This window comes from Paraburkholderia sp. BCC1884 (assembly GCF_900996225.1).
Taxonomy (GTDB): Bacteria; Pseudomonadota; Gammaproteobacteria; order Burkholderiales; family Burkholderiaceae; genus Paraburkholderia.
In genome coordinates, this window is sequence record NZ_CAAJGL010000090.1 from 144,960 (window position 1) to 164,853 (window position 19,894).

A 19,894-nucleotide genomic window follows, 5' to 3' on the forward strand; every position below is an offset into this window, starting at 1 on the left:
GGTTCCCGGCGCCCTTTACTTGGCCTTGACGCGGCGCACGTGCTCTTCGAGCTCGGCGAACGACGGGCGCTCGGTCGAGAAGAGCACCTTGCGGCCGAATTCGACGGCGATCGCCGGTGCATAACCGTTCAGGCTGGCCAGAATCGTCACCTTGATGCACTGAAACATCTTGGTCGACTCGGTCACGCGCTGTTCGGCGACGCTCGCGAGCGGCCCGATGAGGCCATACGAAAGCAGAATGCCGAGGAAGGTGCCGACCAGCGCCTGGGCGATCATCTCGCCGAGCACGGCGGGCGGCTTGTCGGCGGAGGCCATGGTGTGCACCACGCCCATCACCGCGGCCACGATACCGAACGCCGGCATCGCGTCGCCGACCTTGTTCAGCGCATGCGCGGGCGCTTCGCCTTCGTGGTGATGCGTCTCGATTTCCTCGTCCATCAGACTTTCGATCTCGAACGCATTCATGTTGCCGCCCACCATCAAACGCAGGTAGTCGGTCAGGAATTCGATGATGTGATGGTCGGCGAGGATCTTCGGGTATTGCGTGAAGATCGGGCTCTTCGACGGGTCGTCGATGTCGGCCTCCAGCGTCAGCGTGCCTTCCTTACGCGCCTTGGCGAGGAGAACGTACAGGAGCGCCATCAGCTCCATGTAGACATCCTTGTTGTACTTCGCGCCCTTGAACAGGGTTGGAATGACGCGCAGCGTCGCCTTGATCGTCTTCATCCCGTTACCGAGAATGAACGCGCCGACGCCCGCGCCGACGATCATCAGCACTTCAACGGGCTGCAGCAGCGCGCCGAGATGGCCGCCTTCCAGCGCGTAACCGCCGAAAACGGACAAGAGCGTCACGAGTGTTCCCACGAAAATCAGCACTGCCGAGCCCTCACAAAGAAGCGACGGTGACCGTCGTTAATCTGGTTTACGGCAACGGAGCAGAAAACTTTGGCGGAAAAGGCGGCTCGTAAACCAGAGGTGGATATAACCGGCATGGCCGCCAAGGCGGCCGATTGGCAAATAAGGACGGCGGCCCGCACGGCGCGGGTGGCGCGCAGTTCAGACGGCGAGCGCGGCGAGACTCTCGCGAGCCCGGGCGTCGGCGACTTTCCGGGTCTTACCGGCGCGCGATGGCGGCTGGCAAAGCCCGCAGACGAACGAATGCTGAGGATCGTGCGCATGCGCAACGAAATGCCCGCCGCAGCGCACGCAGGTGGTCATCTGCAGCATGCCGGAGTCGAAAAAGCGCACCAGCGTCCACGCGCGCGTCAGGCTGAGCACGGGTTCGTCGTCGTGCAACTGGACGTGTTCGAGATAGAGCCGGTAGCTCTTCACGATCGACTGGATGGTCAGGCAGCCGCCGTGGCCGGCCATGAAACGGTAGATGTTGTAGAACAGCGAAGAGTGAAAGTTCGGCTGCCAGGTCATGAACCAGTCGGTCGAAAACGGCAGCATGCCCTTGGGCGGCGACACCCCTTTCAGCTCCTTGTACAGCCTGATGAGCCGGTCGCGCGACAGGCTGGTTTCAGCTTCCAGCAGTTGCAAACGCGCGCCAAGTTCGATCAGTTCGATGGCCAGAGTGATTTCCCTGACTTCTAGCACCACACTTTTATAGGCCATCCGTTTGGCTTTCCCCGGTCCTGATCGCTTTATTTAAAGGTACAGCCTGCCCTTCTCAGCCGAGTTGCTCGACCGGTTGGCTTGCCATCAGGATCGCGGAATGCGCCTGAGCCACAGCGCTGGATTTGCCTTTGTCCGCCAGAGCGGACAGCACGGCATGGTCGTCGAAACGGAAACGGCACAACACCTGATTGGACGCCGCCAGCTTGACGGTCTGCGCCAACGACAGGTTGGCGAGCACATCGGCTAACTGGTCCGAAATCCCCATGCGGAACATGCCCATCGGCTTGTCTTCGCGCAGCAGACGCTGCGCTAGCAGGAGATACGACAGATTGACTTCTCTGATCTCATTGAGCATTTCGCTTGTCGCGCTCATGATTCCCCCGGGTATATCTGGCTGGTCAGGCCGTTGCGAAAACGTTTGCTCGAACGCGCGCGCTTAAACCGCACGAATCGGCTCGTTTCTGGTCTTGCTGCATTGTGTCGAAAGGGGGAGCGGACGAAAATCGGACAGACACCCAGCCTGTCTGACGGATAAATCCGTCATTTGTGTAGGAATTTTTCCTACAAGAGCGATTGGAGAGAGGCCTGAAATGTCGCCGACGGAGACCGGCGAGAAGGCCTCGCTATACGGCTTGAATGCCAATTGACGCGCCAGCAGGGCAAACGGTGAGCTTGAGTTGCCTCACGATCCGCACCTTCGCTGCGGTGAGAAAGAATTATAAGACGTTTTCACTTCTACGTAACACTTGGCGATTAGGAACCTCCCTCGGCAGGTCGGGCGCATGTCTTGCTGAAGGGCTGTGCGCGTTTGGATATGCGGTTCTCCGGCTTTCCCGACTATCGGGACGGCCGTCCAGACGACCTGTAACGCACCATGTTTCGCGCTGTAACAACATTAAGCGTTTGAAAAATAACTCGAATTAGCCCGGCCGATCCCGATAATGAACGCTAAGGGATTACCCGATGCAGGTTCGGAACACCCCCGGGCGGCGGCCTACCGCGCCCAACCGTCCGACAGGCATTCGCTCCTCGCTCTACTCGAGCGCCGTTGTGCGAAGCCGTTATGAATAGGAGAAACCGCATGCGAATCGCACAAATTGCGCCGTTATACGAAGCCGTCCCGCCCAAACTCTATGGTGGCACCGAACGCGTCGTGTCGTATCTGACCGAAGCGCTGGTCGATCTGGGCCACGATGTCACGCTGTTCGCGAGCGGCGACTCGGTCACCTCGGCCAACCTCGACGCGTGCTGGCCGCGTGCGCTGCGCCTCGATCCGACGATTCGCGACGCACTGGCGCCGCACGTCCTGATGATGGAAAAAGTGCGCAAAGTCGCTCACGAGTTCGACGTGCTGCACTTTCACCTCGACTACATGCCGTTCCCGCTCTTCACGACGATGGACACGCCCTTTGTGACGACGCTGCACGGCCGTCTCGACTTGCCGGAACTGCAACCGGTATTCGACGCGTTTTCCAATGTACCGGTCGTGTCGATTTCGGACTCGCAACGCTTGCCGCTGCCGCAGGCAAATTGGCTCAACACGATTTACCACGGCCTGCCGGAGCAGCTACTCACGCCGCAGACGCACAAGAAGCCGGAATATCTGGCGTTCCTCGGTCGCATTTGCCCGGAGAAGCGCGTCGATACAGCTATCAAGATCGCTGCACAGAGCGGTTTGCCGCTGAAGATCGCCGCCAAGGTGGACAAGGTCGACCAGGAATACTTCAAGCGCGAAATCGAGCCGTTGCTGTCGATGGCGCACGTGGAGTTCGTCGGCGAGATCAATGAGGCGCAGAAGTCGGAGTTCCTGTCGGGCGCCAAGGCGCTGCTGTTCCCGATCGACTGGTCGGAGCCGTTCGGTCTGGTGATGATCGAGGCAATGGCTTGCGGCACACCGGTGATCGCGTTCAACCGCGGCTCGGTACCGGAAGTGATCGACCACGGCGTGACCGGCTACATCGTCGAAGACGTGCAAGGCGCGGTCGCCGCGCTGCAGCGCCTTGACGAGTTGTCGCGCACCGAGATCCGCGCACAATTCGAACGCCGTTTCAGCTCGAAGACGATGGCACAGAATTACGTCGACGGTTACTCGACGCTGATCGAAGCCACGCGTCGTCCGGTATTGCGCCAGGTCGCCGTCGGCTAAAGGGCACGCTTAAACGGCTGGAGATTTTTCATTCGGCCGTTTAAGTGGTGTACCTCGATGGCAACGCGCGGGCCGATTTGCCTGGCAATGAGCGGTAAATTTTCCACGTGAATCGTTTGCGCAAGCTTCGAATCAGACTTTCCCCGCGCATCAAATGAAAAAGCCGCCTTTCAAAGGCGGCTTTTTCATTGCCGGGGTGGTTACGCTTCCATAACGGCCAAGTAGATGGCGAATAACGCCTGGTGCGATAAAACCTTCAGTTCGCTTTCGCCATTCGCGCCGCCGGATCACGCGGCGCCGATAAGAAAGCGTTCGCGATTCTTGCCGACAATCCACTTAGGCGGCTTGCCACGCCCGCTCCACGTATTACCCGATTTCGGATCCTGATATTTCGCGGGCAGCGGCGCCTTCTTCGGCGGGCGTCCGCGCTTGGCGGCCACGGCAAAACCGAGGTCCTGCGCGCTCAGACCGTATTCAGCGATCTTTTGGCGGATGTCGGCGATCACATTGTCAATTTCAGTACGCCGGGCTTCTTCTGCTTGTGCCTGCAATTTGGCGATCTGCGCCTTGAGGTCTGCATATTGAGACATTCCGGTTCTCCCCTTTTCTAGAACTCATTGGCTCGCAGACTAACTGCAATTATAAAAATTCGCAATGGCCAATAATACCGATTTAGGAGGATATCCTCTGATAATTATTAAGCAACGGTGAAATTCAAAGCCGCATCTTTATCTGGAAATAATAGGTAAAGGCCGCTCGTCGATGACAATTCTTGACACCCGTTTTGACATTCTTTCCCTAGAATTGCGCGCTCAAGGCAGCCCGGTACTTAGCCGTGCGTGCTACGCAAAGCGTCAACTTTTTTAGGATTACCAACCATGCGTTTATCAAAGCGCTTCGCCGCCGAACTATTCGGCACGTTCTGGCTCGTGCTCGGGGGCTGCGGCAGTGCCGTCCTCGCCGCCAGCTTCGCCGGCCCGGCTCACGGTCTGGGCATCGGCTTCGTGGGGGTGTCGCTCGCGTTCGGCCTGACTGTGCTGACCATGGCCTTTGCCATCGGCCACATTTCCGGCTGCCATCTGAATCCTGCGGTGAGCGTCGGACTCACCGTCGCCGGGCGCTTTCCGGCTCGCGACCTGCTGCCGTACATCGTCGCTCAGGTGATCGGCGCGGTGCTCGGTGCGCTGGTGCTGTCGCTGATTGCATCGGGCAAACCCGGCTTCGACCTGGTCGCCAGCGGTTTCGCCAGCAACGGCTACGGTGAACGCTCGCCGGGTCATTACTCGTTGGGCGCGGCGTTTCTCTGCGAAGTCGTCATGACCGGCTTTTTTCTGTTCGTCATTCTTGGCGCGACGGACAAGCGCGCTCCGGCCGGTTTTGCGCCGATCGCCATTGGCTTCTGCCTCACGCTCATTCACCTCGTTTCGATTCCGGTCACGAACACCTCGGTCAATCCGGCGCGCTCGACCGGGCCGGCGTTGTTCGTCGGCGGCGCGGCGATGGATCAGTTGTGGATGTTCTGGGTCGCGCCCCTTCTCGGCGCCGTGATCGCGGGCGTGCTGTATCCGCTCCTCGCTGAAAACCGTATGGGCGCGCAGAAGCTGGCGCTGGACTGATTGGCTGACGCGGTTGCTCCGTCGTTCAGGTGGGCGCCGTGGCGCCCACTCCGATTTGATGCGATGCGCAGGGAACGTGCGAGTGGCGCGCCGAGCCCCGAGGGTCCGCTGCTAGAATCGTGCGACTTTCCCAACTCGCACAGGTGCCAGCGATGAACCGTCTTCGCGGATTTCTACGGCGCGTCGCACCCGGCGCCGCTATCCTGTGTGCGGGCCTGGTGGCGTTACCTGCCGCGCAGGCGGCCGACGGCCAGACCGAAACACTCGTCTTCGTGCGGCATGGCGAGAAGCCGGCGCAGGGCTACGGCCAGCTCAATTGCCAAGGGCTCAACCGCGCGCTGGCGTTGCCTGCCGTGATCGCAGCCAAGTTCGGCAAACCGGATGCGATTTACGCGCCCGACCCTGGACAGCAGAAAAACGACAGCGGCCATCCCTATTACTACATCCGGCCACTGGCAACGATCGAACCGACCGCGATCCAATTCGGAATGCCGGTGCAAACGCCCTACGGCTTTGCGCAAATCGATCAGCTGAGCGCCGCGCTTGTCAATCCCGCCAATCGCGGCAAGCTCATTGTGATTGCGTGGGAACACAAGCTGATCGAGAAATTACTGCGCCAGATGATGACCGCGCATGGCGGCAACGCGGCGGATATCCCGAAATGGCAGAGCGACGATTTCGACAGCATTTATATCGTTCGACTTGACTGGCAGAACGGCGCGGCGCATGCCAGCTTCAAGCATGATCGCCAAGGACTGGATGGACGCGCGAGCGATTGCCCTTGCGCGGCGCTGCCGGGTGCATCGGCGGCAGGTGCCTCGGGTGCTTTAGCCACGCCGGCGAATTAATTCGGCAATACAGATGTAAGGCGTGATTACTTGCCGTGTTGCCCGAACTAAGGAATTTGCGAAACAGCTCACGCCATAGTGACGGCTAGAATTCCTGAAACCCTTTCACAGCGGGGTGTCGGCCGGACAAAGCCAAAAATTGAAGCGCGACTCTAACGCTTTCAATTCACTGCGACGATGCTTGCAGTCCGTAACACTTCGTCGCAGTCGCCGCCGTATGGAATGCGTAAATTGATCCTGTGCGACACCCAACGTCGCTTCACAGGAGAACAACATGAAACGCATCGTCACTCACTTGCTGGTTGCCGCAGGACTCGCAGCAGGCGCATGCGGCGTCGCGCAAGCACATACGGATCTGAACATCGGCCTGTCGCTCGGCGCACCGGCGCCCGTCTATGCGGCGCCTCAGCCGGTGTATTACGGGTACGGCGGCTGGGGCCATCGCGACGACCGCGGCGGCTACTATCGCAATGACCATCGCTACGATCGCGGCTGGAACCACGACGATCATCGCGGGGGTCACGACGATCACGGCGACCGTCGAGGCGGATGGCACGGCTAATACGTAACTCGGGTACCGCGTGCTCGAGATATCCGCAGACACTGGCCCGCGTCCACCGGAATGGACGCGGGCCAGTTCAGTTTGGACTCAGGAAGTGAGTTCGTCGTCGAGCGAGAACAGCTTGCGCAAATGATGCGCGACGCCTGCTTCAAAGTTATTGCCGATGCGCGGCACGTTAGGCAAGCGAGTCATCAGATCGGGATTCGCGTTATTCATCATGAATGGATGGCCGGCCGTCTCCAGCAGGTCGATATCGTTCATGTTGTCGCCGAACGCGACACACTGCGAGGCATCGACGCCAAGCAGATCCAGTACAACGCGCAATGCGCGTCCCTTCGACACAGTCGACGTCATCACTTCCAGACAGTCGGGCAGCGAATAGGTCACGTAAAGCGCATCACCGAATTCACGCTCCAGATTCGCTGCGATCTGCGCGAGATCGGCAGGCTCGCCGATATAAAGCACTTTCGCGACGTTGGCGCCGCTGTGCGCCGGCAGATCGGTCACTGCGTAGGTGAAGCCCGAATCCTGGTGAAACTTCAGCAGTTCCGGTGCATCACGGTCGATCAACCAGGCTTGGTCCTCGAACAGGTTGACGATCACGCGACCGTGCGTGCCGACGATCTCCGGCAGAACCAGCCGTTGCGCGATGGCGGGAGGCAGGTCGTCGGCATGGATCACGGTATGGTCGGGCGCATGAATGCGCGCGCCGTTCGACGTGATCAGGTACGGGCTGATGCCGAGTACGTCGCGGATACCCGCGACGTCGCAATAGTGACGGCCCGTGGCGATCACGAACTGCAGCCCGTCGCTTTCCAGTTTGCGCACGGTGGCGATCGTGAACGGGTCCACCTGGTGGTTGGCGTTCAGCAGCGTGCCGTCGAGGTCCGTGGCAATGACTTTGTACATGGTGTAGGCGTGTTAGCAGCGTCAAAGCGCGTATTTTACCGCGCGATCACTTGCGGCACGCTCGGCTGCATGCTGGCGGGCGACGTCCTGGCGCCGCCGCGTCGAGTTTTTGCCACGTAGGTCCGCGCCCCGTTCAGCCGGCGATACGCGTCGCTTCCCGCTGGGCCAACTGCAAGCCACCGTGCGCCGAACCCGCCAGCGGCTCGCGCAGTCGACCCTGAAAGCTCTGTGGCACGTAGTCGCGCAGCGGCACGCCGAGGCCGCCACACAAGGCAACCGGCAAGGCGGCCGTAGGATCGAGCGCGGCGATCATCTTACCCACTTGTACGCCGGCCTCGCCAAGCAGACGGGCCGCGAAAGGATGAGCGCGGTGTTCGATGACGATCGGCGCGAGCTTCGCGTAAGCGGTCTGATTGGCTTCGCACAGCCACACGACGAGGCTGTCGCGGTCGTGCGCGCCGGTGTGATCGAGCAACGCCTGCGCGAACGCGTCGTGCGGCTCGCGGCCGTCCAGCGCCTGCTGCGCGTGGACAATGCCACGCAGACCCAGCCATGCGCCGCTCGCTTCGTCACCGGATGGGAAGCCGTAGCCGCTCGCCAGGCGCCATTGATCGGCGCCATCGAGCACGGCCGCCACGCTGCCCGTGCCTAGCGCGACGATGACGCCATGCGCCCCGCCGTGAGCCCCGAGCAAGGTGGTGTAGGCGTCGCTTTCCACGGCCAGCCCGGCCAGAGCGGGCGCTTTCGCTTGAAAGTCTGCCAACCAGTCGCGGTTGTTCACGCCCGCCAACCCGCAGCCGAGCACGCAACGGGACCAGTCCAGCGCGAGACCCGCGCGCGCAAAGGCGTCCGCGCAGCCTGCCGCGATGGACTGCCAGGCGTTCGCGATGCCGAGGCCCAAGCCGGACGGCCCACTCGCGGCCAACGCCAACTCGCGTCCGTGCGCGTCGCCCAGCACGACACGCGTGCCGCTGCCGCCGCCGTCAATACCGATCAGAAAGAAGTCGTGGTTCATCGAGTCCGGTGAGTTTCGTGGGTGAATAAGCCATAGCGTGGCAGGTCAGTTTCAATCCCGCAATCGGCTGAATGGCCAGCTTGCGGCGCGCCGCGCATCGGCTATTCTGACGGGCGACATGACAACGCGGGAGCGCGACAGTGACACAGCGGTGCAACTGGGTATCGAGCGAAGCGCTCGCACACTATCACGACAGCGAATGGGGCGTGCCCTCGCGCGACGACCAGCATCTGTTCGAAATGCTGGTGCTGGAAGGCGCGCAGGCGGGCTTGTCGTGGTCGACGATTCTCAACAAACGGGCCGGCTACTGCAAGGCGTTTGCCGGCTTCGAGATCGACAAGGTCGCGCGCTTCACGCCGAAGCACGTGGAAGCGCTAGTCACGGACGAAAGCATCGTGCGCCATCGCGGCAAAATCGAGGCCGCCATTACGAATGCCCGCGCTGTGCAGCAGATCCAGGCCGAGCACGGATCGTTGGCCAACTTCGTCTGGTCTTTCGTCGACCAGACACCGATCCAGAACGATTGGACCTCATACAAGCAGGCGCCTGCCTCCACCGACATCTCGGATGCGCTAAGCAAAGGCCTGAAGCGGTATGGCTGCAAGTTTGTCGGCTCGACGATCTGCTATGCGTTCATGCAGGCGGTCGGCATGGTCAACGACCACGAGGCAAGTTGCATGTGCCGTGCGCGCTGCGCGGCGCTCGGCAAGAAGGAACGTAATCGCAAGGCGAGTTGAGACGCTCGCGCGTTGGTCGCGGCAAGCCGGTGACGGCCGGCTTCACTTCTCGCTCAAATCGGTCGTTATAGAGAAAGAGGCGCAGCAACTGTCGACCTGCCAAAACCTTTAAAGCGCGGAATTGAAGGCGTTTCGCGGCGCTAGTCCGGGCTTCATCCTCCGACTCGCGGTCGATACTAGGTGTCATGCGCTCAAACAACGAATAACCGCTGCGTAACGCATGGGAGACCAACCATGAAAACACTTAGCTTCCTGACGCATCAGGACATTTTCGACCAGGCAGTCGCTCATCTGCTCGGCCAGAAGCGCGCTGCGTTGCTGCCGCGCGGAGGCGGCGCCTATCGGGGCTATTGTGGCGGCTGCCCGATCGGCAACTTCATCAAACCGCGCGATTACATGACGGCGATGGAAGGCATTCCCGTGCGCTACATCGGCAAAACGCCGCTCGCGGTGCCGGCGTATATGGATGTCGGTGTATCCGCACTCAAGAAGGCGCTACTGCGCGCCCGCATCAATGTCTATGATTCCGCGACCGTCGATCTGCTCAGTTGCCTGCAAAATGTGCACGATGTCTTCGGCACATGGGAGTGGCACGAACGGCTGAAATCGATTGCACGTCAATTCGATCTGTCGATAGAGCGGCTAAAAAGCGCCGCTTGACCCAAAAGCAAAACGGCGGTGTGGCTTCTTTCGAAGCTCACACCGCCGTTCGGCCGTGCTGAAAACGCCTGCTTAGTGCAGCTTTTTCGGCAGCATCTGGCTGCGCAGGCGCTTGTGCAGGCGCTTCACAGCAGCAGCCTTCTTGCGCTTACGTGCCGTAGTCGGCTTTTCGTACGATTGGCGCTCACGCAGTTCAGCGATCAGGCCATTCTTTTCGATTGCGCGACGAAAGCGGCGAATCGCCACTTCGAACGGCTCGTTTTCCTTCAGAAGAATCGTCGTCATGTAATTCCTAACTCAATCACTTGATACGGGTTAATTTCGTGGCGGGAAACCGCTCACGCGCCGGCCCTCCGGTCGTTTCAATTCATGGCCAGTAACAGGCAAACGCGGGCAGAACCCGGCCAAACCACGAACGAAACGAAGGCTCAACGGCCACGGAGGCCGGAAAAGAGAGGTGGGGAGTTCACCGCGGAACGCGGACAGACGCAGAGTAAAAAAGCCGCGCCTGTTGCCGTTTCGCCAACCTTTCATCAATGAAAAACATTGACGAAACAGGCAAAGATCTCAATTCACTCCCGATGATATCAGGAAACTCCCCATCCTACCAGGGGTTTGGCGAAAACACCAGGTCGCTGGGGCTTCACGCGCTCGCTTCATCGAGTTCGCGAATATCGGCGCCAGTCAGCATCAAATGGACTGCGGCAGCAAGGCTTTTCAGCTGATCGACCGAAGTCGCGCTCGCGATCGGAGCCGTCACGCTGGGCCGCGCAATCAGCCATGCCAGAGCGACGGTGGCCGGTGTGCTGCCATGGCGCTCCGCGACCTGATCGAGTGCGTCCAGAATGCGCAAACCACGCTCGTTCAGATACTTCTCGACCCGGCTGCCACGCGCCTTGCCGGCAAGATCCGCCTTGGAGCGATATTTCCCGGACAGAAAGCCGCTCGCGAGGCTCCAATACACGACGACGCCAAGCTGGTTGGCAAGCGCGACCGGTTCGATATCGCGCTCATACTCGGCGCGATCATACAGGTTGTATTCGGGCTGCAGGACCTGATATTCGGGCAGTCCATGCCGACGCGAAACCGCCAGCGCCTCCTCAATCCGCGCACCGCTATAGTTCGAGGCGCCGATGATCCGCACCTTGCCCGCGTCGATCAGCTTCTGATAGGCGCCGAGCGTTTCAGCCAGCGGTGTCGCTGTGTCTTCATCGTCGTGAGAAAAGTAGACGTCGATGTAATCGGTTTGCAAGCGCCGCAGCGAATCCTCGGCCGCCGCGAGAATGTTCGCCTCCGACAACCCCTTGCGCTGCGGATGCTTCGCGACCTTGGTGGCCAGCACGATCTTGTCGCGCTTGCCGCTGCGACGAAACCACTTGCCGATGATGCTTTCCGACTCGCCGCCCTGGTTGCCCGGTACCCATGCGGAATAGACGTCGGCGGTATCGATAAAGTCCAGACCGGCGTCCACGAACGCGTCCAGAATCGAAAACGAGGTGGCTTCATCCGCTGTCCAGCCGAATACATTGCCGCCGAACATTAGCGGCGCCACTTCCAATTCCGAACGTCCAATCCGGCGTTTCTGCATGATTTCCCCACGGTTTTATTACGGGAGAAAACAGAATACGCCGTCCGTTCAATAGCTGCAGCGAGTCCGCCGATCAAGGCTGCGAAAGGCTTCCAGACAGGTTGCCGACCGTAATCCGCGAAAAACAATTGGGAAGACATTGCACAAAGTCCCTCAAGTTTTTTTCAGGCCCGCCGTCAACCTTCACTGAGGCGGCCAGCAATGAACGAGTGCTTCCGCCGATGCCAACGTGGCGTATTGGGCTCAAGGCTTATTTAGGAGATTTTCATGCTCGGAATCAATAGCAACATCAACTCGCTGGTTGCACAGCAAAACCTTAATGGCTCGCAAAGCGCCCTCTCGCAAGCCATCACGCGCCTGTCGTCGGGCAAGCGCATCAACAGCGCAGCGGACGATGCAGCAGGTCTGGCAATCTCGACGCGTATGCAAACCCAGATCAACGGTCTGGACCAAGGCGTGTCGAACGCAAACGACGGCGTTTCGCTGATCCAAACGGCATCGAGCGCACTGTCGTCGCTGACCTCGAGCCTGCAACGTATTCGCCAACTGGCAGTGCAAGCTTCGACCGGCACGATGTCGTCGTCGGACCAGGCCGCTCTGCAAAAAGAAGTTGCACAGCAAATCCAGGAAGTGAACCGTATCGCGTCGCAAACGACGTACAACGGCACGAACATTCTGGACGGTTCGGCTGGCATCGTCGGCTTCCAGGTTGGCGCGAACGTCGGTCAGACGATCAACCTCGACCTGAGCAGCTCGATGTCCGCTGCCAAGCTGGGTAACGGCTCGCTGACGACTGGCACGCTGGCTGGCACGATCAGCGGCCTGAACATCGACAAGTCGACTGGCGCGATTGCAACTTCGGCTGCATCGGCTTCCAACCTCGTCACGTCGATCAACGTGTTGTCGGATGGTCATGGTGGCTTCACGTTCACCGACCAGAACGGCACGGCTCTGAGCTCGGCAGCTGCCGGCACGATCTTCTCGGCAGGCGCGCAAACGACCGCAACGACGGGCGCACCGGTTACCACGCTGACGATGAACACGGCTGCATTCGACCAGACGAACGCTGCTCTGGATTCGGCGGTTGCTGCAGCAACGGCGCAAATCGGTGCGGTCAACGCATCGAACACCACGGTCTCGAACCTGAACATCAGCACGGTGTCCGGCGCAAACGTGGCAATGGTCGCAATCAACAACGCGCTGACCGCTGTCAACAACCTGCAAGCAAGCCTCGGTGCGGCACAAAACCGCTTCACCGCGATTGCAACGTCGCAGCAAGCTGAGTCGACCGACCTGTCGTCGGCCCAGTCGCAAATCACCGACGCGAACTTCGCAGAGGAAACGGCGAACCTGAGCAAGGCGCAAGTGCTGCAACAAGCTGGTATTTCGGTTCTGGCTCAAGCAAACTCGCAGCCGCAGCAAGTTCTGAAGCTCCTGCAGTAATAGTTAGCGGAGTTTGACCGGACAGCGCGCGTCATCGCGCGTTGTCCGGTTTTTTGGCTTTGGATGACAGCTTCGTCTGACATCTTGCAGTATCGTTACGCCCTTCAAGCATCATCACAAAAGCACGGAGCATTTCGATGTCAACGGTATCGTCTTCATCCGCATCGAGCGCAGCAGCAGCCAGTGTCGCAGCCGACAAGACAGCCCTCCAGGAGGCGATGCAGTCGGTCGTCAGCGGTGCGACCGGCAACTCGTCGCTGGATGTCAATTCCCTCGTCACGGCGCTCGTGAATTCGAAGACGGCCGGACAGGTTGCAGCGCTCGCGAACCAGCAAAGCAGCGACACCACCGAGATCTCGGCCTACGGCGCGCTTTCCGCCGCCCTGAGCGCCTTGCAGACCGGCTTGGGCTCGCTGTCGGACGGCACGCTGCAGTCGACCTTCAGCGCCACGATGAGCGGCACCGGCATCACCGCAACGGCGGCCAGCGGCGCGGTGGCAGGTAGCTACAGCGTGCAGGTTTCGCAGGTCGCTACCGCGCAGGCGCTGTCGTCGGCGGCATTCAACTCGACCCAGCAACTCGGCAGCGGCACGCTGGCCATCTCGCTGGGTAGCCAGTCGTTCAACGTATCGATCGACAGCAGCAACAACACGATTGCGGGCATCGCCGCAGCCATCAACGGCGCAACCGGTAATCCGGGCGTGACCGCAACTGTCGTCAACGGCAGCACCGGCGCTCACCTCGTGCTGGCTTCCACGACAACCGGCGCGTCCAACACGATCGGCGTCGCGGTCAACGACCTGAGCGGCGACAACGGCCTCTCGGACCTGGGCGTTTCTACGACCCCCAGCACGACGGGCGGTCAATCGAGCATCACCTCGGCGGTGCCGGGCACGAGTACCGGCTGGACGCAGAGCACTGCGGCGCAAGACGCGGAATTCACCATCAACGGTATTGCCGCGTCGAGTTCGACCAATACGGTCACGAGCGCGATTTCGGGCGTAACGCTGAACCTGACCTCCGCCGCCGTCACCACGCCGGCCAGCACGCAAACGCTCACGATCGCCGCGGACACGACTGCGCAGGCCGCTGCGATCAACAACTTCGTCACGCTGTACAACACGCTCGTGACGACGATGGGCACGCTCACGCAGTACAGCTCCACTTCGACAACGCAAGGGCCACTGCTCGGCGACTCCACGCTCAATACGATCAACAACACGCTCGCTTCGATCGTTGCAGGCGGCGTGAAGAACGGCAGCGCGTCGCAAAGCCTGGCGTCGATCGGCATTACGCTCGGCGCGGACGGCACGTTGTCGGTGGACAGCACGACGCTCACTTCGGCGCTGCAGAATAACTCGTCGACGGTTGCCTCGCTGTTCAATTCGACCAACGGTATCGGCGAGCAGCTCAACGCCAGCGTCAACAACTTCACCGAAACCGGCGGCATGATCGACGTGCGGACCACCGCACTGAACAGCGATCTGACGAGCATCACGACGCAGCAATCGAACCTGAGCGATTACACCGCCGAATTGACGAGCCAGTACTCGGCGCAATTCACCGCGCTCAACACGCTGATGGCGACGACGTCCAACAACGCGGCCTATCTGACGCAACTGTTCGGCGGTACCGATAGCGCCGGTGCACTGGCGACGAACAAGAGCTAACGCACGGAGATCCTCTCGTGGAACAAGCTACCCAAGTTGAACAAATCCTCGCACTCACGCGCGAAATCGAGCATGCAGCGGCGCTGGCCGACTGGCCCGAAGCCGCTCGTCTGGTGGAAGTCCGTTCGCCGATGATCATGTCGCTGGACGCGCAGCAGGTGCAAGGGTCGCTTGACGCGATCCGCTCGGTCGTCGCGCGCGACGCCGTGATCTTTGCCGACGCGCAATCTACTCAAGCCGAGTTGCAGAGCGAGTTCAACTCTGCGATTCGCCGTGTGAATGCAGTCGGTCAGTATCACAAGACAGCACTGATGGCCGCGCGCTAAGCGTGCCGGCCGTATAACCAACAACAACATACGCACCGAAGTCAGGGTGTGCTCGTTTAACTCATGCCCGCCTTGTGCGGGCATTTTTTTGCCCTAACGCCGACGGGACGCGCGATCAGATGAATTAGCCGTCATTTTGGCGTCACTTCCACCCTTAAGGCTGCGAACTCCGACTTGATAATCCAACGTACAGCTTCCTCGTGCGAGCATCATGTCTACACAAATCGATTTATCGGCCCCGCGGGCTCTCTCACCTGAACAGCAACTCGCTCAGGACATTGCGCTCGTCATGCAGAGCGCCATCGAGCAGTACCACAAGGGTGAGTTCGCCGATGCCCAGGCCCTTTTCGAGGCGATTCTCGAGACGATGCCGATGCATGCGGATGCCAACTACAACCTTGCCGTTGTCAAGGTGCAGACCGGACACCCGGCCGAAGCGCTGCCGCACTTCGAAGTGGCCTTGGGCAATAGCCCGGCTAACGGCCAGTATTGGGTAAGCTATATCAATGCTCTCTTTGAAAGCGGCCAGATGGCCGCTGGATGGACTGCTGTCGAGTTGGCCCAGCAACAGGGTGTTCAAGGCCCTGCGTTGAACAGCTTGATTCATCAGCTGGCCCAGCCCGAGAGGCGACTAGAAGTCAAATTGAATGCCGGTCCGGAAGGCTCGCGCGATATCAATCTGATCACCGTCGAGACAATCGAAGCGCAGCCTGTCACAGCGCCCGCCAATAAAGCCACGGTATCGCTGAAGACGGTCCAACACCGCCAGGCTCCGGCGCCGGAGATTCAAAAGCAGAACGCGCTGCTGCACAAGCGCCACTTCAAAGAGGCGATTGCCCTCGCGCGCAAGCTGACCGCGCGCTATCCGAAAGACATTCAGAGCTGGCGCGCACTCGCGATCTCACTTCAAAAAAACAATCAGTTCACTGAGGTAATCGAAGTGGCGCGCGCGGGCGTAGAAGTGGATCCGAGCGACGTGATCTGCCGACTGTTGCTCGCCGATACGTTGCGCCATGCTGGCGCCCTGCAGGAAGCTGAAAGCCAATCGCGGCAACTGCTCATGTATGCCCCTGATCACCCGGAAACGCATCGGGTTCTGGGCCTCACGCTGATCGCGCTTGGGCGACGCGCAGAGGCAATCGCTTCGTGCAAGCGTGCCGCAGAACTCGCGCCGCGCTCTTCCGCCGTACATAGTGCGCTCGGCAATGTCTATCTCGGCATAGGCGCAATCGCGGAGGCGGAACACGCCTTGCGCACCGCCCTGGAAATCGACCCGGTAGACATCAACTCGCGAACCAATCTGCTGTTCTGTCTCATGCACAGCAGCAAGATCGACAAGGCCGCGCTCTTCAAGGAGCACCGCCGGTTCGGCGAATTGCACGACGCTCCCGCCGCGGCGGCAAGCCGACGCTACACCAACGCGCGTGACCCGGAGCGCAAGCTGCGCATCGCATTCATATCCGGTGACTTTTGCAACCACGCAGCGTCTTACTACCTGCTGCCGGTTGTGCGGAATTTGAGCCGTGACCCCAGCCTGTCGCTCCATTTCTACTACAACTTCGAGATGAACGACCACATCACGGAGCAGCTTCGCTCACATGCCAGCTCCTGGCAAGTCGTGGCGAATATGAGCGACGCGTTGCTCGACAAGCAGATCGTCGAAGATCAGATTGATATCGTCGTCGACCTGTCGGGACATACGGCGCATTCGCGGATCGTAGGACTGGCGCGCAAGCCGGCCCCCATCCAGGTATCGTGGATCGGCTATCCGGCCACGACCGGGATGACCGCATTCGATTACTACATCTCGGACCGCTACGTGACTCCGCTCGCGCAGTTCGAAGATCAGTTCGTCGAAAAACTCGCGTTGTTGCCGTCGGCAACGCCTTACATGCCGCCGCCGAATTGTCCGCCGGTCAATGCGCTGCCTGCACTTCACAAAGGCTACATCACCTACGGCAGCTTCAACCGGCTCAACAAACTCAGCCAGGAAGTCATCGCGGTCTGGAGTGAGATTCTGCGAGCGGAGCCAACTTCACGCATGGTGATTGGCGCGGTCTCGAGCAAGCTGGACGAAGAAACCTATCTCGAGTGGTTCAGCGCGCAGGGCATTTCCGCGGATCGGCTAACGTTCTGTAAGCGTGCGTCGCTGCCCGTCTATATGCAGCAGCACTATCAGGTCGATCTCTGTCTGGATACGTTCCCATACACGGGTTCGACCACCACGCTCAATGCGCTGTGGATGGGTGTGCCGACCATTACCATGCCCGGCACGTCCATGCCGAGCCGCTGCGGCGCTTGCTGGCTCGAACACGTCGGACTCCAACAGTTCATCGCGCAGGACAAGGACGAATTTGTTCGGAAAAGTCTCGAACTGACGCGCGATCTGGATGAGTTGAATCGCCTTCGCATCGGCATGCGCGAGCGCTGCCTCGACTCCGTTCCATTCCAGCCTGAAAAGGTAGCGGGCGGCCTCTCGATCGCACTGCGCACCATGTGGAAGCGTTGGTGCGGCGATGAAGCGCCGACGGCCTTTGAAGCGACATTGCCGGCCGACTGGTGTCCGCCGCCGGTTGTACCCGTTGCAGCCTGAACGGCCGTCTGCACACTGCGATAACTACCGAAGAACAGATCATGAACGCGAGCCTACCTGCAGAAGCAGTTTCGGCGCTGACTGAGGAAACCATCTTTGTCACGCAGCCTCACCTGTCGCCGCTTGACGACTTCATTCCGTATCTTCGGGAGATATGGGAAAGCAAGATTCTGACGAACGGCGGTCCGTTTCACCAGCGCCTCGAAGCCGCGCTTGAAGAGTATCTGGGCGTCGAACACCTGGCGCTGCTCTCCAACGGCACGCTGGCGCTCGTCACCGCATTGCAGGCATTGCGTGTGACCGGTGAAGTGATCACGACGCCGTACTCGTTCGTCGCAACCGCGCACTCGTTGCTGTGGAACGGCATCAAGCCGGTCTTTGTCGACGTCGATCCGCGCACGCTCAATATGGATCCGGCCAGGATCGAAGCCGCGATTACGCCGCAGACTACGGCCATTCTGCCGGTACATTGCTACGGCTACCCTTGCGACATCGACGCGATCCAGAAGATCGCCGACAACTACAACCTGAAGGTCATCTACGACGCCGCGCATGCCTTCGGCGTACGCACCGGCGGCACCAGCGTCTTGCGCCATGGCGACCTTTCGGTTCTGAGTTTTCACGCGACCAAGGTCTTCAATACCTTCGAGGGCGGCGCAATCATCTGCCCAGACGCGAAGACCAAACAGCGCGTCAATCATCTGAAAAATTTCGGATTCGTGGATGAAACAACGGTCGTAGCGCCCGGCATCAACGGCAAGATGAGCGAAGTCAATGCGGCGTTCGGGCTTCTCCAGCTGAAACATATCGACGAAGCGCTGGCCCGCCGCCGTGAGATCGCCACGCAATTGTGCGCCCTGCTGGCCGACGTGCCGGGAATCCGCTGTCTGCCCGCCTGCGAAGGCCCGATTTCAAATCACGCCTACTTCCCGATTCTGGTCGACGAGAACTTTCCGTGTAGCCGTGATGCGTTGTACGAGAAATTCCGCCAGCACAACGTCATCGTGCGTCGCTATTTCTACCCGCTGATTTCGGACTTCCCGATGTACCGTGGCCTCGTCAGCGCCAATCCGTCCAACCTGCCGGTCGCCGCCGACGCCGCGAGGAAAGTGCTGTGCCTCCCCATTTATCCAGCGCTGTCGGCGGACAACGTCGAACGGATCGTGGATATCATCCGGACCTGCTAAAAAATCTGGCACGCCAGATTCGCGCGCTCATCAACAAAAGCACTTAACGCTCCTCGCACAGGCGGGGTCGGTTAAGTGCTTTTTTTATCGATGCCAGAAGCGTGAGCGGTATTCGTCTCACGCCGCTCGCCTGATTTCCGGGGCTAAACCGTACGCCTAACCCCAGACTGCCGGACTATCAAAGTTGCGCGGCACCCAGATCCAGCGCATCGTGACTATAGCTTCCGTTCTTGCACACCACCCACCAGAAGCCGTCGATCATGCTGACCTGCTCGAACTCTTCGGCAACCGCCAGGCACACGCCTGGGTGGTAACCATAGTCACCCTTGATGAAGTCGCGATCCTTGTATTGCCTGGCAAGCTCGACCAATCCCGGCGTCGGCAGCTTTTCCAGATCATCCCCACAGATGATCCCGTATTCCTTGTTGATCAACCGCTTGGCGTTGACGATGTCACGCTTGACCGAATCGTACTTGTGATCGGCGTCGATGTAGATGAAGTCGAACGATTCGTCCTTGAATCTCGAGAGCAACTTGCCCGAGTTTCCGCGGATCAGAGAAACGTCGATATCACGGTCACCGCATTCGTTCTCGAATTTCTTGACGTTCAAAAAGGCCGACAAAAAAGCTTCGGTCGACAGGCTGTCCATTTTCGCGTAATCCCAGTGCGAGGGCCGAAAATCCACGCCACTCACATCGGCTTGCGAAGCATAAGGCCGCCACGCGTCGACCAGCGTCAGTTCCGAGCCCGCTTGCAAATTGTTCAACCAGATGTTGGTCGAGCCGATGCCATACCACACGCCGATTTCCAGCGCTTTGATCTTGCCGGCAAACGCCGTCTGGATCAACGCTGTCATCGCGCTGATGCGCTTGGGCTGGGCCTGATTTTGCGGGACGATCGAAGGGCGCGAAGTTTGCTGTGTCTTTTCCATGGTCATTCCTACCTGTGCCGTTGGCACGGCAAATAATCAATTG

The 19,894-nt window shown here is 60.0% G+C and carries 20 protein-coding genes; 11 read left to right on the forward strand and 9 right to left on the reverse strand.

The window, feature by feature from the left end:
• Positions 1-15 precede the first annotated feature (15 nt).
• From motA to flhD, 3 genes are all read right to left on the reverse strand, one after another.
• Positions 16-876 carry a flagellar motor stator protein MotA gene (gene motA, locus FQ705_RS19545; RefSeq protein WP_144143713.1) on the reverse strand — a complete coding sequence of 287 codons (861 nt, stop codon included), beginning with the start codon at positions 874-876 and terminating at the stop codon, positions 16-18.
• A 180-nt stretch (positions 877-1,056) separates the two neighbouring features.
• A complete protein-coding gene (gene flhC / locus FQ705_RS19550) occupies positions 1,057-1,617 on the reverse strand; it encodes a flagellar transcriptional regulator FlhC (protein ID WP_144143714.1) in 561 nt (186 codons plus the stop codon).
• A gap of 55 nt (positions 1,618-1,672) precedes the next feature.
• Positions 1,673-1,993, reverse strand: coding sequence for a flagellar transcriptional regulator FlhD (gene flhD / locus FQ705_RS19555; RefSeq protein WP_006050893.1), 321 nt, complete (start codon positions 1,991-1,993; stop codon positions 1,673-1,675).
• A gap of 708 nt (positions 1,994-2,701) precedes the next feature.
• On the opposite strand from flhD, the gene FQ705_RS19560 reads away from it, so the two are divergent.
• Positions 2,702-3,766 (forward strand): glycosyltransferase family 4 protein, encoded by a 1,065-nt coding sequence (locus FQ705_RS19560; protein ID WP_144143715.1) that lies wholly within the window; start codon positions 2,702-2,704, stop codon positions 3,764-3,766.
• A gap of 287 nt (positions 3,767-4,053) precedes the next feature.
• Here FQ705_RS19560 and FQ705_RS19565 read toward each other — a convergent pair whose 3' ends face one another.
• Positions 4,054-4,356: an H-NS family nucleoid-associated regulatory protein gene (locus FQ705_RS19565; RefSeq protein ID WP_064267064.1), complete on the reverse strand. Its 303-nt coding sequence runs from the start codon at positions 4,354-4,356 to the stop codon at positions 4,054-4,056.
• A gap of 288 nt (positions 4,357-4,644) precedes the next feature.
• On the opposite strand from FQ705_RS19565, the gene aqpZ reads away from it, so the two are divergent.
• From aqpZ to FQ705_RS19580, 3 genes are all read left to right on the forward strand, one after another.
• The gene (gene aqpZ / locus FQ705_RS19570) at positions 4,645-5,382 is read left to right on the forward strand and encodes an aquaporin Z (protein WP_144143716.1); all 738 of its coding nucleotides are present in this window, start codon (positions 4,645-4,647) and stop codon (positions 5,380-5,382) included.
• 152 nt (positions 5,383-5,534) lie between these two features.
• Complete coding sequence (locus FQ705_RS19575) at positions 5,535-6,230, forward strand: histidine phosphatase family protein (protein ID WP_144143717.1); 696 nt, start codon at positions 5,535-5,537, stop codon at positions 6,228-6,230.
• A 274-nt stretch (positions 6,231-6,504) separates the two neighbouring features.
• Positions 6,505-6,792 carry a PXPV repeat protein gene (locus FQ705_RS19580; protein WP_144143718.1) on the forward strand — a complete coding sequence of 96 codons (288 nt, stop codon included), beginning with the start codon at positions 6,505-6,507 and terminating at the stop codon, positions 6,790-6,792.
• An 87-nt stretch (positions 6,793-6,879) separates the two neighbouring features.
• Here FQ705_RS19580 and FQ705_RS19585 read toward each other — a convergent pair whose 3' ends face one another.
• Both FQ705_RS19585 and FQ705_RS19590 read right to left on the reverse strand, forming a co-directional pair.
• Positions 6,880-7,701 (reverse strand): Cof-type HAD-IIB family hydrolase, encoded by an 822-nt coding sequence (locus FQ705_RS19585; RefSeq protein ID WP_144143719.1) that lies wholly within the window; start codon positions 7,699-7,701, stop codon positions 6,880-6,882.
• A gap of 133 nt (positions 7,702-7,834) precedes the next feature.
• Complete coding sequence (locus FQ705_RS19590; RefSeq protein ID WP_144143720.1) at positions 7,835-8,716, reverse strand: BadF/BadG/BcrA/BcrD ATPase family protein; 882 nt, start codon at positions 8,714-8,716, stop codon at positions 7,835-7,837.
• A 140-nt stretch (positions 8,717-8,856) separates the two neighbouring features.
• On the opposite strand from FQ705_RS19590, the gene FQ705_RS19595 reads away from it, so the two are divergent.
• Both FQ705_RS19595 and FQ705_RS19600 read left to right on the forward strand, forming a co-directional pair.
• Positions 8,857-9,453, forward strand: coding sequence for a DNA-3-methyladenine glycosylase I (locus FQ705_RS19595; RefSeq protein ID WP_144143721.1), 597 nt, complete (start codon positions 8,857-8,859; stop codon positions 9,451-9,453).
• A 234-nt stretch (positions 9,454-9,687) separates the two neighbouring features.
• Complete coding sequence (locus FQ705_RS19600; RefSeq protein WP_144143722.1) at positions 9,688-10,113, forward strand: hypothetical protein; 426 nt, start codon at positions 9,688-9,690, stop codon at positions 10,111-10,113.
• Between the two features lie 72 nt (positions 10,114-10,185).
• On the opposite strand, the gene rpsU is transcribed toward FQ705_RS19600, so the two are convergent.
• Together rpsU and FQ705_RS19610 are read right to left on the reverse strand one after the other, a co-directional pair.
• The gene (gene rpsU, locus FQ705_RS19605; RefSeq protein ID WP_006050883.1) at positions 10,186-10,398 is read right to left on the reverse strand and encodes a 30S ribosomal protein S21; all 213 of its coding nucleotides are present in this window, start codon (positions 10,396-10,398) and stop codon (positions 10,186-10,188) included.
• A gap of 358 nt (positions 10,399-10,756) precedes the next feature.
• Complete coding sequence (locus tag FQ705_RS19610; RefSeq protein WP_144143723.1) at positions 10,757-11,701, reverse strand: aldo/keto reductase; 945 nt, start codon at positions 11,699-11,701, stop codon at positions 10,757-10,759.
• A gap of 267 nt (positions 11,702-11,968) precedes the next feature.
• Here FQ705_RS19610 and FQ705_RS19615 point away from each other — a divergent pair, with 267 nt between their 5' ends.
• The 5 genes from FQ705_RS19615 to FQ705_RS19635 all read left to right on the forward strand — a co-directional run bounded on the left by FQ705_RS19615 (position 11,969) and on the right by FQ705_RS19635 (position 18,920).
• Positions 11,969-13,144, forward strand: a complete 1,176-nt coding sequence (locus FQ705_RS19615) for a flagellin (RefSeq protein ID WP_144143724.1) — start codon at positions 11,969-11,971, stop codon at positions 13,142-13,144.
• 137 nt (positions 13,145-13,281) lie between these two features.
• Positions 13,282-14,814 carry a flagellar filament capping protein FliD gene (gene fliD / locus FQ705_RS19620; protein WP_144143725.1) on the forward strand — a complete coding sequence of 511 codons (1,533 nt, stop codon included), beginning with the start codon at positions 13,282-13,284 and terminating at the stop codon, positions 14,812-14,814.
• A gap of 17 nt (positions 14,815-14,831) precedes the next feature.
• The gene (locus FQ705_RS19625) at positions 14,832-15,140 is read left to right on the forward strand and encodes a flagellar protein FliT (protein WP_144143726.1); all 309 of its coding nucleotides are present in this window, start codon (positions 14,832-14,834) and stop codon (positions 15,138-15,140) included.
• Between the two features lie 211 nt (positions 15,141-15,351).
• Positions 15,352-17,733, forward strand: a complete 2,382-nt coding sequence (locus FQ705_RS19630; protein WP_144143727.1) for a tetratricopeptide repeat protein — start codon at positions 15,352-15,354, stop codon at positions 17,731-17,733.
• 41 nt (positions 17,734-17,774) lie between these two features.
• The gene (locus tag FQ705_RS19635; RefSeq protein WP_144143728.1) at positions 17,775-18,920 is read left to right on the forward strand and encodes a DegT/DnrJ/EryC1/StrS family aminotransferase; all 1,146 of its coding nucleotides are present in this window, start codon (positions 17,775-17,777) and stop codon (positions 18,918-18,920) included.
• A gap of 178 nt (positions 18,921-19,098) precedes the next feature.
• On the opposite strand, the gene FQ705_RS19640 is transcribed toward FQ705_RS19635, so the two are convergent.
• The gene (locus FQ705_RS19640) at positions 19,099-19,851 is read right to left on the reverse strand and encodes a class I SAM-dependent methyltransferase (protein WP_186307921.1); all 753 of its coding nucleotides are present in this window, start codon (positions 19,849-19,851) and stop codon (positions 19,099-19,101) included.
• Positions 19,852-19,894 lie beyond the last annotated feature (43 nt).